Here is a 14523-nt window from a genome sequence, read left to right on the forward strand (position 1 = left end):
TATGTCCATCCGCCACGGTCTGCTCGCCCTGCTCGATCAGGGCCCCCGCTACGGCTACCAGCTGCGCACCGAGTTCGAGGCGCGCACCGGCGCCACCTGGCCGCTCAACGTCGGGCAGGTCTACACCACACTGTCCCGACTGGAGCGCGACGGCCTAGTCGAAGCCGCCGGCGAGGACGCCGAGGGCCACCAGTTCTACGCCGTCACCGACGCCGGCCGTGCCGAACTGCGGGCCTGGTTCGACACCCCGGTGCCCCGGACCAACCCCCCGCGCGACGAACTGGCGATCAAGCTCGCCATGGCCGTCACCGTGCCCGGGGTCGACGTCTCCGCCGTCGTCCAGGGCCAGCGTCGGCACAGCATCAAGGCGCTCCAGGACTACACCCGGCTCAAGGGCCGCGCCCTGGCCGGCGAGGCCAGACCCGGCACCGTGCCCTCGGAGAGCAACGACCTCGCCTGGCTGCTCGTCCTCGACCAGCTGATCTTCCAGACCGAGGCCGAGATCCGCTGGCTCGACCACTGCGAGACCCGGCTCGCCCAGCAGGCCGAACTCCAGCAGGCCCGCGCCGCCGAGGCAGCCCGCGACGGTGCCGCGAAACCCAAGCGGCTCGGTCGCCGCAGCCACGCCTAGAGCCCCGCGGCCACGCCCGGGCCCGGTCCGGCTCCAGACCCGGTCCGGACCTGGAGCCACCCCGGGCGCGCCCGGCCGCCCGAAACCACCCGCCGCCGCAGTCGCGCCCAGCCACCCGCACCACGGGCGGGCGCCGCGGCGCCCGCCCGTACCCAGCCCAGAGGGGGGAACCGTGTCCCACACCCAACAGTCCCGGCAGACACCGGTGCTGCACCTGGAGAACGTCACCCGTGTCCACGGCCAAGGCGCCGCCGAGGTCCAGGCCCTGCGCGGGGTCGACCTCAAGGTCCACCCCGGCGAGTTCGTCGCCGTCATGGGCCCCTCCGGCTCCGGCAAGTCGACCCTGCTCACCCTCGCCGGAGGCCTCGACAGCCCGAGCGGCGGCCAGGTCCTGGTCGAGGGCGTCGCGCTCGGCGGACTCACCCGCAAGAAGCTCGCCCAGGTCCGCCGCCGCTCCGTCGGGTACGTCTTCCAGGACTACAACCTGATCCCGGCGCTCACCGCCGCCGAGAACATCTCGCTGCCGCGCGAACTCGACGGCCTGTCCGCCCGCGCCGCCCGCCGCGAGGCCCTCGCCGCCCTGGAGGAACTCGGCATCCCCGAGCTCGCCGACCGCTTCCCCGACGACATGTCCGGCGGCCAGCAGCAGCGCGTCGCCATCGCCCGCGCCCTGATCGGCGACCGCCGCCTCGTCCTCGCCGACGAACCCACCGGCGCCCTCGACTCCACCACCGGCGAAGCCGTCCTCGCCGTGCTGCGCGCCCGCTGCGACGCCGGCGCCGCCGCCATGATGGTCACCCACGAAGCCCGGCACGCCGCCTGGGCCGACCGCGTGGTCTTCCTGCGCGACGGCCGCATGGTCGACGAGTCCGTCAGCCAGGACGCCGCCAGCCTGCTCGTCGCCGCCGCCACCAACAGCGCGAAGGTGGACGAGTGAAGCTCAGCGCCTGGCGGGTCGCCCTGCGCATCGCCCGCCGTGACGCCCTGCGGGCCAAGGGCCGCAGCGCCCTGGTCGTCGCGATGGTCGCCCTGCCCGTCCTCGGCGTCACCGGCGCCGACGTGTTCTACCGCAGCTCCACCCTCGAACCCGCCGAACGGGTCGTGCGGATCATGGGTCAGTCCGACGCCGAACTCAACCTGGCCGAGCGCGGCTCCGCCGTCAAACAGGCCCCCAACCCCGACGACGGCGTCCTCACCGACAATCCCAAGGACGACGCCAAGGACGGCGCCGCCCCCGTCTACACCGCCGCCCAGCAGCGCTCCCTCGACACCGAACCCGGCGAGCTGGTACGGCAGTTGCTCCCGCCCGGCAGCACCCTGGTGCCCGAGCACGAGGGCCCCAGCACCGCCGCCAGCAGCACCGAGGGCCTGCTCGCCACCCAGACCGGCGAAGCCGACCTGACCGACCCGGTCTGGCACGGCCGGGTCAACCTGGTCCAGGGCCGCGCCCCCGCCGACGACCACGAGGCCGCCGTCACCCGCGAGTTCCTCAGCCGCTCCGGCCTCAAGCTCGGCGACCGCACCACCGTGCGCGGACTGGAGTCCAGTCCCTTCACCATCACCGCCGCCGTCGAGTTCCCCGGCGACCTCAAGGCCACCGAGATCATCGCCCGGCCCGGCGCCCTGGTCGGACGGTTGGCCGGCGCCCCCGGCACGGGCCAGGGCCAGAACCCCGGACAGAACCCCGCCCCGCTCGCCGTCCAGAACCCCGGACAGAACCCCGCCCCGGCCCCCGACACCGCCACCCGCTGGCTGGTCAAGCTCCCCGCCGGCGCCACCCTCGACTGGGCCAAGGTCACCGAACTCAACGGCTACGGCTTCACCGTCGCCTCCCGCGCCGTCCTGCTCGACCCGCCCGCCCGCGCCGACGTCCCCTTCTACACCGAGATGGACAAGCGCTTCGGCGGCCGGAGCACCGCCTTCTTCGACCGCACCTCCGTCGTCATCCTCGGCACCGTCGCCGGCATGGCCCTGCTGGAGATCGTGCTCCTCGCGGGCCCCGCCTTCGCCGTCGGGGCCCGGCGCTCCCGGCGGCAGCTCGGCCTGCTCGCCGCGGCCGGCGGTGACCGCGCCAACGTCCGCGCGGTCGTCCTCGGCGGCGGCGTCGTCCTCGGCGTCACCGGCGCCGCCGTCGGCCTGGGCCTCGGCGTCGGCCTGGTCGCCCTGCTGCGCACCCAGGCCGAGGACTACGCCGGCCAGCGCTTCGGCCACTTCAACCTGCAGCCGCTCGACCTGCTCGGGGTGCTCCTGGTCGGCCTGGTCACCGGGTTGCTCGCCGCCGTCGTACCCGCCGTCCAGGCCTCCCGGCAGGACGTCGTCTCCGCGCTCACCGGCCGGGACTCGCTCAAGCCCCCCAGCCGCAAGCTCGCCCTGCTCGGCCTGCTGATGCTCGCCGCCGGAACGGCCCTCGCCCTGCTCGGCGCCACCAGCGGCTTCGCCAGCCGAAGCCTCGCCGTCCTCGGCGGCTCCGCCCTCGCCGAACTCGGCATGGTCGCCCTCACCCCGTACCTGGTCGGCCTGTTCGGCAAGCTCGGCCGCTGGCTCTCGCTCGGCCCCCGGCTCGCCCTGCGCGACTCCGTACGCCACCGCGGCCGCACCGCGCCCGCCGTCGCCGCCGTGATGGCCGCCGTCGCCGGCTCCGTCGCGGTCAGCATCTACCTGGCCAGCTACGACGACCAGCAGCGCCACGAGTACGTGGCCGGCGGCCCCGCCGGGGCCGTCATGCTCGGCGGCTGGATCAGCGACACCGACGCCAAGCTGCTGCCGCAGCTGCGCGACACCGTCGAACGTTCCATCCCCGACATCGGGCCGCGCGCCGACGTCGCCCGGGTCACCTACAAGGGCGACTGCTCGGGGGGCAAGTCCTGCGGCTACGTCCGGATCGAACTGCCCAAGGAACTGCGCTGCCCCGCCTACGACGGCGACGCCGTGCTCAGCAACGAGGAGGTCAACCGGATCACCTCCTCCGACCCGCGCTGCCAGGTCCGCGACCGCAGCGGCAACCACTTCAGCAGCCTGACGGCGGGCGACCCCACCCTGGTGCGCAACCTCTTCGGCGTCACCGACCCGGCCGCCGCCACGGCCCTCGCGGCCGGCAAGGCCGTCGTCTTCGACCCGCGCTACGTCAAGGACGGCAAGCTGATCATCGAGACCACCGAGCCGTTCGACCGCGGCCTCGGCGGCGCGAGCCAGGCCAAGCCGGCGCGCACCGAACTCACCGTCGACGCCGTCCTGGTGTCCGCCACCGTCCCGGCCCACGGCCAGGCCGTGCTCAGCCCCGAGACCGTCGGCCGGCTCGGTCTCGGCACCACCCCGGCCGGCTCGGTCTGGCTGCCCGCCGCCCCGCCCAGCGACGCCGCCGAGCAGAAGGCCAACGGCGCACTGGCCAAGGTCAGCGAGCACAGCCAGTTCTCGATCGAGCGCGGCTACCAGTCCCGGGCCGGACTGATCGGCCTCGGCCTGAACGGCTTCGCCGCCCTGGTCGCCCTCGGCGCCGCCGGCATCGCCACCGGACTCGCCGCCGCCGACTCCCAGCGTGACCTGACCACCCTCGCCGCGGTCGGCGCCGAACCGCGGATCCGGCGCTCGCTCTCCGGCTTCCAGTGCGGGGTGATCGCCGCGATGGGGACCCTGCTCGGCACCGTCTGCGGAGTCCTGCCGGCCGTGGCCCTGCGCAAGGTGCAGGGCCTGGCGAGCAGCTACCCCGGCATGAGCCCCGAGGAGATCGCCGAGAAGTCCTCGGTGGTCCTCCCCTGGCCCACCGTCGCCGCCACCGTGGTGGTGCTGCCGCTGCTCGCGGCGGGCCTGGCGGCGGTCCTCACCCGCTCGCGGATCTCGCTGCTGCGCCGCACCGGCTGACGCCCGCGCCCGGCTCCCGTCACCCCCGCCCGCCCTGCCCGGCGGCGGGGGTGACGGAGGTTACAGCCCCGACGGCGTCCGGCACCCGGAGGGCCGGGGCGGGCACCCGTACGGGCGAACTACAGTCGTCGGTATGACGAGAACCCCGGACAGCGCCGTCCGCTCCCACATCGACCAGCACCAGGCCGCGTTCCTCGCCGACCTCTCCGAATGGCTGGCCATCCCCTCGGTCTCCGCCGACCCGGAGCGCGCCGGGGACGTCCGCCGCTCCGCCGACTGGCTGGCCGCCAAGCTGCGTGACACCGGCTTCCCGGTGGCCGAGGTGTGGGAGACCGACGGGCTTCCGGCGGTGTTCGCCGAGTGGCCGTCCGGGGAGGAGTCCGCGCCGACCGTCCTGGTCTACGGGCACCACGACGTGCAGCCCGCCGCGAAGGAGGACGGCTGGGACACCGAGCCGTTCACCCCGACCGTGGTCGGCGGCCGGCTGTACGCGCGCGGCGCCGCCGACGACAAGGGCCAGGTGTTCTTCCACACCCTGGGGGTGCGCGCCCACCTGGCCGCCACCGGCCGCACCGCGCCGGCCGTCAACCTCAAGCTGCTGATCGAGGGGGAGGAGGAGTCCGGCTCGCCGCACTTCGCCGACCTGGTGCGGCGCGAGGCCGGGCGGCTGGCCGCCGACGTGGTGGTCATCTCCGACACCGGCATGTGGTCCGAGACCACGCCGACCGTGTGCACCGGCATGCGCGGCCTCGCCGACGCCCAGCTCGACCTGTACGGGCCGGACACCGACATCCACTCCGGCTCCTTCGGCGGCGCCGTCCCCAACCCGGCGCAGGTCGCGGCCGAGCTGGCCGCCGCCCTGCACGACGCCGACCACAGGGTCGCCGTCCCGGGCTTCTACGACGGGGTCGTCGAGCTGACCGAGCGTGAGCGCGAGCTGTTCGCCGAACTGCCCTTCGACGAGGCGCAGTGGCTGCGCGTCGCCAAGTCCCACGGCACCCGCGGCGAGGCCGGGTACTCCACCCTGGAGCGGGTCTGGGCCCGTCCGACCGCCGAGGTCAACGGCATCTGGGGCGGCTACACCGGCCCCGGCGGCAAGACCATCGTGCCGTCCTCGGCCCACCTCAAGCTGTCCTTCCGGCTGGTCGCCGGGCAGGAGGTGGAGAAGGTCCGCGAGGCGGTCCGGGCCTGGGTCGCCGAGCAGGTCCCCGAGGGCATCCGGTACGAGCTGGTCTTCCCCGGCGCGACCCGGCCCTGCCTGACCCCGCTGGACCACCCGGCGCTGCAGTCCACCGTCCGCGCGATGGGCCGGGCCTTCGGGCAGAAGATCCTCTTCACCCGCGAGGGCGGCTCGGGCCCCGCGGCCGACCTGCAGGACGTGCTGGGCGCGCCGGTGCTGTTCCTCGGCATCTCGGTGCCCTCGGACGGGTGGCACTCGGTCAACGAGAAGGTCGAGCTGGACCTGCTGGCCAAGGGCGTCGAGACCGCCGCCTACCTGTGGGGCGACCTGGCCGAGAACTTCCGGCCCGGCGCGTGAGCCTCTCGCGCCTGCTTTCGCACCATGGCAGTCAGATCACTCATCCGGATGATTCACCACGTGGGGATGGAACGAAGTGAGCACCGTGCCTGAGACCGAGCGTCCGCGGGCCCTGGCCCTGTCCAGGGCCGGAGTGGAGCGGGCGGCCGAGCACCGGTTCGACGAGCCCTGGCTGGCGGCCGCCTGGAGCCACCCCGCCACCCGGGTGCTGCCGATCGCCGGCGGCGAGGCCTTCGTCGTCGACACCGCCGAGGGCACCGAACTCGTCCTGCTGCCCTCCTTCGAGGCGCCGCAGACCGGGGACCGCTACTTCCTCGGCACCGACGAGGACGGCGTCTCCTACTTCGCGCTGGCCGGCGAGAGCCTGCCCGGCCGGCTGGACGGCGACGCCCGCCCGGCCGGACTGCGCGAGGTCGGCGCGATGCTGTCCGACCGCGACGCCGGCCTGCTGGTGCACGCCGTCGCCCTGGAGCACTGGCACCGGCTGCACAGCTTCTGCTCGCGCTGCGGCCACCCGACCGAGAAGGCCGGCGCCGGGCACGTGCGGCGCTGCACCTCCTGCGCGGCCGAGCACTACCCGCGCACCGACCCGGCGGTGATCATGGTGATCACCGACGAGCAGGACCGCTGCCTGCTCGGCCGCCAGGCGATCTGGCCGGAGGGCCGCTGGTCCACGCTGGCCGGCTTCGTCGAGCCGGGGGAGTCGATCGAGCAGGCGGTGGCCCGCGAGGTGCACGAGGAGGCGGGGGTGCGGGTCGGCGAGGTCCGCTACGTGGCCAGCCAGCCCTGGCCGTTCCCGTCCAGCCTGATGCTCGGCTTCACCGGCAAGGCGCTGCCCGGCGGCACCGAGATCACCGTGGACGGCGAGGAGCTGGCCGAGGCGCGCTGGTTCTCCCGCGAGGAGCTGCGGGCCGGGATGGAGGCCGGTGAGATCCTGCCGCCCTCCGGCATCTCGATCGCCCGCCACCTGGTCGAACTCTGGTACGGCGAACCGCTGCCGTCGGCGGCGCGCTGGTAATCCTGTACGAATTCCCGGTGCTTCCGTGCACTTCTGCGCACATCTGCACCCAAGGGGGCGCGTGGCTTATGCCGCGCGCCCCCGATTTCGTTTCCAAGCCCGTCCCCGAATCCCGTACGACCAGCTGTTCGTGGCCGGACGGGCCAGTTCTGCTACCGCAGGACACTTCCGGGCCCCCACCGTCGACCCGCGCGGACGACATTGCCGGAAACGGCTGAAACCGCGTCACCGCGCTCGCTACATTCACTCGGGTGACAATCCCCCGGGGCACCGCCCAATCCCCCAAATACCAGCGCCTCGCCGCGGACCTGCGCCGCCGGATCGCCGAGGGCGAGTTCACCGCCGACGCCGCCCTCCCGGTCGAGAGCGAACTGGAACGCCAGTACGGCGTCGCCCGCAACACCGTCCGGCTCGCCGTCGACGTCCTGGTCAACGAAGGCCGACTCGTCCGCCTCCAGGGAAAGGGCACCTACCTGCGCGAACACCCCGTGCTCGACCACCACGCCTACGGGCCCACCCAGCCCCCCGCGCCGCGCGACTGCCTCGCCGCGCCCTCCACCGTCTACCTCGGCGAAGCCGCCGAAGCCGGGCGCGAACTCAGCACCGACTTCGAGATGATGATCGTCCGGGCCCGCGTCGACATCGCCGAACGCCTCGGACTGCGCCCCGGCGAGGCCATCGTCGTCCGCCGCCAGTTGCGCCTGCTCGACCGCGAGCCCTACTCCATCGAGGAGAGCCACTACCGGGCCGGACTCGCCGCCGGCACCCCGCTGATGGAACCCGACCCCGTCGAGGGTGGGGACGAAGCCGTCCTCGCCACCCTCGGCCGCACCGAGATCGGTGCCGTCGACCACCTCGTCGCCCGGATGCCCGGCCCCGAGGAGGCCCAATGGTTCCAGGGCGGCCCCGGCGTCCCGCTCGTGGTCCAGACCCGGGTCACCTACGACCGGCGCGGCCCCGTCCGGGTCATCGAGACCCGCTACTCCGCCGACCGCAGCCGACTCGTCTACGGCATCGGCGACCTCGGCGCGCGCACCACCCTGCCCGCCCCCGCCACCCCGGTCGACCCGGCCCGGGCCGACGCGCCGTGACGCGCGCCGGCCCGGCCCGGCCGGCTCAGGCCGCCAGGGCCTTCTTGACCTGGATCAGGCTCGGGTTGGTCATCACGACCCGCTCGCCACCGCCCACCGGCTGGACCAGCACCGTCGGCACCGTCTGGTTGCCGTTGTTCACCGACTCGACGAACGCCGCCGACGCCGGGTCCTCCTCGATGTTGATCTCGGTGTAGCCGATGCCTTCACGGTCCAGCTGGCTCTTGAGCCGGTTGCAGTAACCACACCAGGTCGTGCTGTACATCGTCACGGTGCCGGACATCGAGGGGGCTCCTTCGAAAGAGGGGTTCGTACGGTCTCACACCCGCAACGTCCACCGGACGGCAGTCATTCCGGCCGGATCCCGAAGGGGGCGTGCGGGCCGGCCGCGTGCGGACCGGGCGGGTACCGGCCCCGTGATCCGAAGCCGGTGACCCGAGGTCGGTGACCCGTCACCCGGTGACCCCGCGTGACCCGTGCCCGTGACCCGCGTGACCCGTGACCCGGTGATCCGTACGAGAGCGGAGCGATCATCCTGCGATCACACCGGGCCTGTGGACAACCCCGCCCAGGTTGTCCCACCGGGCTGAGAGGATGGAACGCATGCAGGATGACCTCTTGAGCGGCAGCCCCTACGACGGCCCCCACGGCTCCCCCTGGGCCGACCCCGGCGCCGCCACGGGCCCCGACGCCGTGCTCGCCGGGCTCGACCCCGAACAGCGCGCCGTCGCCACCGCCCTGCAAGGCCCCGTCTGCGTCCTCGCCGGCGCCGGCACCGGCAAGACCCGCGCCATCACCCACCGGATCGCCTACGGCGTGCGCAGCGGCGTCTACCAGCCCCAACAGGTCCTCGCCGTCACCTTCACCGCCCGCGCCGCCGGCGAGATGCGCGGCCGACTGCGCCAGCTCGGCGCCGACGGCGTCCAGGCCCGCACCTTCCACTCCGCCGCCCTGCGCCAGCTCCAGTACTTCTGGCCCCGCGCCATCGGCGGCCCGGTGCCCCAGCTCCTCGAACGCAAGGTCCAGCTCGTCGCCGAGGCCGCCGGCCGCTGCGGACTGCGCGTCCAGCGCACCGAACTGCGCGACCTCACCGCCGAGATCGAATGGGCCAAGGTCACCCAGACCGCCCCCGAGGACTACCCCGCCGCCGTCGCCAAGTCCGGCCGCGAAGCCCCCCGCGACCCCGCCGAGACCGCCCAGGTCTACCGGGTCTACGAGGAGACCAAGAGCCGCCGCGGCAACATCGACTTCGAGGACGTCCTGCTGCTCACCGCAGCCATCCTGGAGGACCGCCCCGACATCGCCGACCAGGTCCGCAGCCAGTACCGGCACTTCACCGTCGACGAGTACCAGGACGTCTCCCCGCTCCAGCAGCGCCTGCTCGACCGCTGGACCGGCGCCGACGGCGGCGCCAGCCTCTGCGTCGTCGGCGACGCCAGCCAGACCATCTACTCCTTCACCGGCGCCACCCCCGACTACCTGCTCAACTTCCGCAGCCGCCACCCCCAGGCCACCGTCGTCAAGCTGGTCCGCGACTACCGCTCCACCCCCCAGGTCGTCCACCTCGCCAACGGGCTGCTCTCCCAGGCCCGCGGCGAGGCCGCCCGCCACCGCCTGGAACTCGTCTCCCAGCGGGAGGCCGGCCCCGAACCGGTCTACACCGAGTACGAGGACGAACCCACCGAGGCCGAGACCACCGCCCGCCGCATCAAGGACCTCCTCGCCGCCGGCGTGCGCGCCAGCGAGATCGCCGTCCTGTTCCGCACCAACGGCCAGTCCGAGGTCTACGAACAGGCCCTCGCCGACCTCGGCGTGCCCTACCAGCTCAAGGGCGCCGAACGGTTCTTCGAACGCCCCGAGGTCCGCGACGCCGGTGTCCTGCTGCGCGGCGCCGCCCGCGCCGCCGCCGACCCGCTCACCGCCGGCGCCCCCGACCTCGCCGGCCAGGTCCGCGCCGTCCTCGCCAGCCGCGGCTTCACCCCCGAACCGCCGGCGGGCTCCGGCGCCGTCCGGGACCGCTGGGAGTCCCTCGCCGCCCTCGTCCGCCTCGCCGAGGAGTTCGAGCGCACCCGCACCGCCGACGGCCTGACCACCGACCTCGCCGCCTACGTCGCCGAACTCGACGCCCGGGCCGCCGCCCAGCACGCCCCCGCCGTCGAAGGCGTCACCCTCGCCTCCCTGCACGCCGCCAAGGGCCTCGAATGGGACGCGGTCTTCCTCGTCGGCCTCACCGAGGGCACCCTGCCGATCATCTACGCCAAGACCGACGAGCAGGTCGAGGAGGAGCGCCGCCTCCTCTACGTCGGCGTCACCCGCGCCCGCAAGCACCTCAGCCTCTCCTGGGCGCTCTCCCGCTCCCCGGGCGGCCGCGCCTCCCGCAAGCCCAGCCGCTTCATGGACGGGCTGCGCCCCGGCTCCGCCGCACCGGGCGCACGCACCGGCGCGCGGGGCGGCCGGGGGAGCGTCGAGCCCGGCGAGCGCTCCGCCGGCCGACGGGTCCGCGGCCCGGTCAAGTGCCGGGTCTGCGACAAACCGCTGACCGACGCCGTCGAACGCAAGCTGCGCCGCTGCGAGGACTGTCCGTCCACGATGGACGAGGCACTGTACGAACGACTGCGCGAGTGGCGGGCCCGGCAGGCGAAGAAGCAGGGCGCCCCGGCCTACGTGGTGTTCACCGACGCCACGCTGATGGCGATCGCCGAGGACGTGCCCGCCGGACGCCAGGAACTGGCCCTGATCTCGGGGGTCGGCGCCATGAAGCTGGACAAGTACGGGGCCGCCGTGCTCTCGTTGTGTGCGGGGGAGGAGCCCGAGGAGGATCCGGACGGCGTCGAGGACGACGGTCCGATCGATCCGGCGTGAGCCGGCACGGGCGCGGTCCAGGGGACTGCTCGGGGGACTTCGCAACCGCCGCGGAAGGTCGCGCGGACCGCGCCGTCGATGGCGTCGCGTGAACTCGCGTGAAAAATAGTTTGCGCGGCATACCGGGAGCGCAATAGCCTGCCGGAGCGGTCAAGGGGACGCGGTCGCACGGGGTGACACCTGTGCCGATCCCCCTCGCCACACAGCTTCACACAGCTTCACACAGCTTCACCGAGACAGACATCCGAACATTCGGAGCCAGGGGAACCAGGCTCCGCGAGACGCCGAGAGGAGGCGAAGACAGTGGGAAACATCATGATCACCAAAATGACTGGCCAGACCGTTGTCGCTGCCTCCCTGCGTGCCGCCCGCCTGCGGGCGCTCGCCGAGCTCGGTGGAACCGGTCTGGGTCTCGACACCACCGGTGTCTCCGTCGCCTCCGCTGTCAGTGGCCTTGGGCACACTGATCTGTGCCTCACGGGCGGCAGGAGTGTCGAAGGCACCGTTGTCGAGACCGGTCTGTCCCGTGGCTGGGCGCAGGTCAGCACGTCGCGTCCCGAGTGCGATGAGCGACCGCTCCAGGCACCGAAGTCCGTCGTAATCGCCGCCAGGCATGGCGACTATGCGCAGGTCATCGGTGCCGGAAACGCCCAGAAGCAGAACAAGCAGCAGATCAACCAGGTCATGGCCGCCTTTACCGGCGCCAAGGCCATCCGGATGTGGGCCTTCCGCGGCCCTGAACCCTGGAGAGAACGAACCTGAGTCAGCCTCAGGTCGGCACCTCCAGGGCCGCGGAACCCGTCACACCGGGATCCGCGGCCCTTCTGTTTTGTCCGGTACGCAAGACCACCCAGGCCCTCCGGGGCCTCCGGCCCAGCACCACCAGTCCACTGGGCCGGAACCACTGAGAAGACGAGGAAGACGCCCACAGTGTCCACGGTCATCACGCCGCCCATCCCGTCCGTACCGCAGACAAGCCAGATCAACGAGGCCGACCAGGCCGACCCCCCGGAGGTTCCGTTCATGCAGCTCAACTCGATCGAGCAGGCCGAGGCGCTCGGTCTCCCCATCCCGTGCCGCGCCTTCGACCCGGAGGTCTTCTTCGCCGAGACGCCCGCCGACGTCGAGTACGCGAAGTCCCTCTGCGGCACCTGCCCGGTAAAGGACGTCTGCCTGACCGGCGCCCTCGAGCGGCGCGAGCCGTGGGGCGTCTGGGGCGGCGAGCTCTTCGTCCAGGGTGTCGTCGTGGCCCGCAAGCGGCCGCGTGGCCGTCCGCGCAAGACCGAGGTCATGGCGTGAACCCCGCCCACGACGCCAGGGCAGTCCGCCGGGGAGAGCAGCCCCCGCTGGAAAGCGCCCTCCGCCGGTCCGTACGGATAGCCGCCGCCAAGGCCGACGCAGCAGCCCGCACCATCCCATTCCCGAGCACGCACCACGAGCAGGACCACCACATGACCCCCGCCGCCATCGATCCGACCGTCCGCGCTGAGCAGACCACCGAACTTCAGATCCAGAACAGGACCCTCGAAATGCAACTCATGCATGAATCCCTGGCCCGTGCCCATATGCAAGACAGGCTCCACGAGGCGGAGGAACAACGCCTCGTCAGCCGGGTCGTCCGGGCCCGCAAGCTCCGGCAGCGGGCCGAGCGGGCCTCTCTCCGGGCCCGCAAGGCGCTCGCCGTCGCGCTGATGTGACGCGCCGGACGCAGGCGGCTCGCCGCCGATCCGACTGACCCCCGTCGTGCCGCAGGCCGCCCCCCGTACTCGGGGAGCGGCCTGCGGCCGTTGTCGTGGGCCGGTGCCGTCGGCCGTGGCCGCCCGTCCGGTGGGTCAGGGGCGGGCGGGTTTGCTGCTCTTCCTGGCCGCCGGGGTGGTGCGCTTCGCGGGGGCGGCCACCGGCTCGGCCGGCTCCTCGGGCCGCTCGCCGGCGAACTCGGGCAGCCACCCCAGCATCTCGGCCCGGAACGGCGCCTTGGCACCCAGCTGGCACAACACCCCGATGGTGCTCAACGTCACCCGGTGGATCAGCAGGTACGCGGGCGGCAGGTTCAGCTGCTTGCCCAGGTTGTACGCGGGCGAGCGCGGATCGGCGATCCGCGCCGCCTGGGCCCGCATCCAGGTCCGGGTGAAGTGGAAGCTGTCCACCGCGGCCGGCTCGATGATCGGCAGCAGGTAGTCCAGCACCGCGTCCGGATCCAGCTGGATCGAGGGCTTCACGAAGCCCTCCTCGCGCAGCATCTTCAGCACGCCCGCGGCGTCGCCGTCCAGGGCCATCCGCAGCGAGGCCCCGATCGGCGCGGGCAGCCCGCCGGGCAGCCGGTCCACCGTGCCGAAGTCCAGCACGCCCAGCCGCCAGCCCTCGGCCGGGCCGTCGTCCTTCAGCAGCCGGAAGTTGCCGGGGTGCGGATCCGCGTGCAGCAGACCGGTCCGGGACGGCCCGGCGAACAGGAACCGGGCCAGCAGCCGGCCGGCGCGGTCGCGTTCCTCCTGGGTGCCGTTCGCGATCACCTCGGCCAGCGGGGTGCCGTCCATCCACTCGGTGACCAGCACCTGGTCGGCCTGCGCCACCACGACCGGCACCACGATGTCCGGGTCACCCGCGAACTCCTCGGCGTGCCGGCGCTGGGCCTGGGCCTCCAGCTCGTAGTCCAGCTCCTCGGAGACGCGCTCACGCAGCTCGGTGATCAGCGGCTTGATGTCCAGCCCGGGGATCAACGGGCCGAGCAGCCAGGCCACCCGGCTCAGCTGGGAGAGGTCGGCCAGCAGCGCGTCGCCGGCGCCCGGGTACTGCACCTTCACCGCGACCCGTCTGCCGTCGTGCCAGACCGCCCGGTGCACCTGGCCGATCGAGGCGGCCGCCGCCGGGCGGTCGTCGAACTCCAGGAACAGCTCGCGCCAGCCGTCCCCGAGCCGCTGGGCGAGCGCCGTGTGCACCTTGGCGGCAGGCATCGGGGGAGCGGCGTCCTGCAGCTTGGTGAGCGCGGCCCGATAGGGACCGGCGACCTCCTCGGGCAGCGCGGCCTCGAAGACGGACAGCACCTGCCCGAACTTCATCGCGCCGCCCTTGAGCTCGCCCAGGACCTTGAACAGCTGGTCGGCGGTGGCCTGCTGGAGCTCGGCCGTCACCACCTCGGCCGACCGGCCGCCGATCCGCTTGCCCAGTCCGAGCGTGGCGCGGCCGGCTATCCCCAACGGCAGGGCGGCGAGCCGTGCCGTGCGGGTCACTGCCTTGCGCGGAAGATCGCTCACCCGGGCCTCCAATCCCCTGGCCCCCCGACGCCGGACGGCCCACCATCACTACGCCATTGTGCCCGGTTCCGGGGCTGGTTCCGGCGGTATTTCTCGGGGGCCGGGGGGCGGTGACTTCCGAGGGGCCTTGTTGACCCTCCGGGGCCCGCCCCCTCCCCCCACCCCCACCCGCCCTCCTCCCACCTCACCCGCCGCCTGCCCACCCACCTCCCACGCTCACCCCGCACCTCGGAACAGCGGCTCCCGCTTCTCCCGGCCCGCGCCCTGCCCCAGGC

General features: G+C 73.4%; 12 protein-coding genes. 10 read left to right on the forward strand and 2 right to left on the reverse strand.

Annotated features, from left to right (window positions below):
* The first annotated feature begins 1 nt into the window (after position 1).
* From ACFWIS_RS36580 to ACFWIS_RS36605, 6 genes are all read left to right on the forward strand, one after another.
* On the forward strand, positions 2-631 hold the full coding sequence (locus ACFWIS_RS36580) for a PadR family transcriptional regulator (RefSeq protein WP_380461818.1): 630 nt from the start codon (positions 2-4) through the stop codon (positions 629-631).
* Between the two features lie 172 nt (positions 632-803).
* A complete protein-coding gene (locus ACFWIS_RS36585) occupies positions 804-1568 on the forward strand; it encodes an ABC transporter ATP-binding protein (RefSeq protein ID WP_380461819.1) in 765 nt (254 codons plus the stop codon).
* Positions 1565-4489 carry an FtsX-like permease family protein gene (locus ACFWIS_RS36590; RefSeq protein WP_380461820.1) on the forward strand — a complete coding sequence of 975 codons (2925 nt, stop codon included), beginning with the start codon at positions 1565-1567 and terminating at the stop codon, positions 4487-4489. The genes ACFWIS_RS36585 and ACFWIS_RS36590 overlap by 4 nt, the downstream gene beginning before the upstream one ends.
* Positions 4490-4622: 133 nt before the next feature.
* Complete coding sequence (locus ACFWIS_RS36595; RefSeq protein WP_380461821.1) at positions 4623-6026, forward strand: dipeptidase; 1404 nt, start codon at positions 4623-4625, stop codon at positions 6024-6026.
* 76 nt (positions 6027-6102) lie between these two features.
* Entirely contained in the window at positions 6103-7044 is a 942-nt protein-coding gene (gene nudC, locus ACFWIS_RS36600) for an NAD(+) diphosphatase (RefSeq protein WP_380461822.1), read from the forward strand.
* 251 nt (positions 7045-7295) lie between these two features.
* The gene (locus ACFWIS_RS36605) at positions 7296-8135 is read left to right on the forward strand and encodes a GntR family transcriptional regulator (protein WP_380461823.1); all 840 of its coding nucleotides are present in this window, start codon (positions 7296-7298) and stop codon (positions 8133-8135) included.
* Between the two features lie 25 nt (positions 8136-8160).
* On the opposite strand, the gene ACFWIS_RS36610 is transcribed toward ACFWIS_RS36605, so the two are convergent.
* A complete protein-coding gene (locus ACFWIS_RS36610) occupies positions 8161-8418 on the reverse strand; it encodes a mycoredoxin (protein WP_188304952.1) in 258 nt (85 codons plus the stop codon).
* 311 nt (positions 8419-8729) lie between these two features.
* Between ACFWIS_RS36610 and ACFWIS_RS36615 the strand changes: the two genes are divergently transcribed.
* The 4 genes from ACFWIS_RS36615 (at position 8730) to ACFWIS_RS36630 (ending at position 12694) form a co-directional block, all read left to right on the forward strand.
* Positions 8730-10997 carry an ATP-dependent DNA helicase UvrD2 gene (locus tag ACFWIS_RS36615; protein ID WP_380461824.1) on the forward strand — a complete coding sequence of 756 codons (2268 nt, stop codon included), beginning with the start codon at positions 8730-8732 and terminating at the stop codon, positions 10995-10997.
* Positions 10998-11300: 303 nt separating this feature from the next.
* Positions 11301-11759 carry a hypothetical protein gene (locus ACFWIS_RS36620; protein ID WP_380461825.1) on the forward strand — a complete coding sequence of 153 codons (459 nt, stop codon included), beginning with the start codon at positions 11301-11303 and terminating at the stop codon, positions 11757-11759.
* Positions 11760-11927: 168 nt separating this feature from the next.
* Positions 11928-12296, forward strand: coding sequence for a WhiB family transcriptional regulator (locus ACFWIS_RS36625; protein WP_380461826.1), 369 nt, complete (start codon positions 11928-11930; stop codon positions 12294-12296).
* Between the two features lie 152 nt (positions 12297-12448).
* Positions 12449-12694: a hypothetical protein gene (locus tag ACFWIS_RS36630; protein WP_380461827.1), complete on the forward strand. Its 246-nt coding sequence runs from the start codon at positions 12449-12451 to the stop codon at positions 12692-12694.
* Positions 12695-12829: 135 nt separating this feature from the next.
* On the opposite strand, the gene ACFWIS_RS36635 is transcribed toward ACFWIS_RS36630, so the two are convergent.
* Entirely contained in the window at positions 12830-14248 is a 1419-nt protein-coding gene (locus tag ACFWIS_RS36635; protein ID WP_380461828.1) for an ABC1 kinase family protein, read from the reverse strand.
* Positions 14249-14523: the final 275 nt, after the last annotated feature.

Source organism: Kitasatospora sp. NPDC127060, from assembly GCF_042724935.1.
Taxonomy (GTDB): Bacteria; Actinomycetota; Actinomycetes; order Streptomycetales; family Streptomycetaceae; genus Kitasatospora.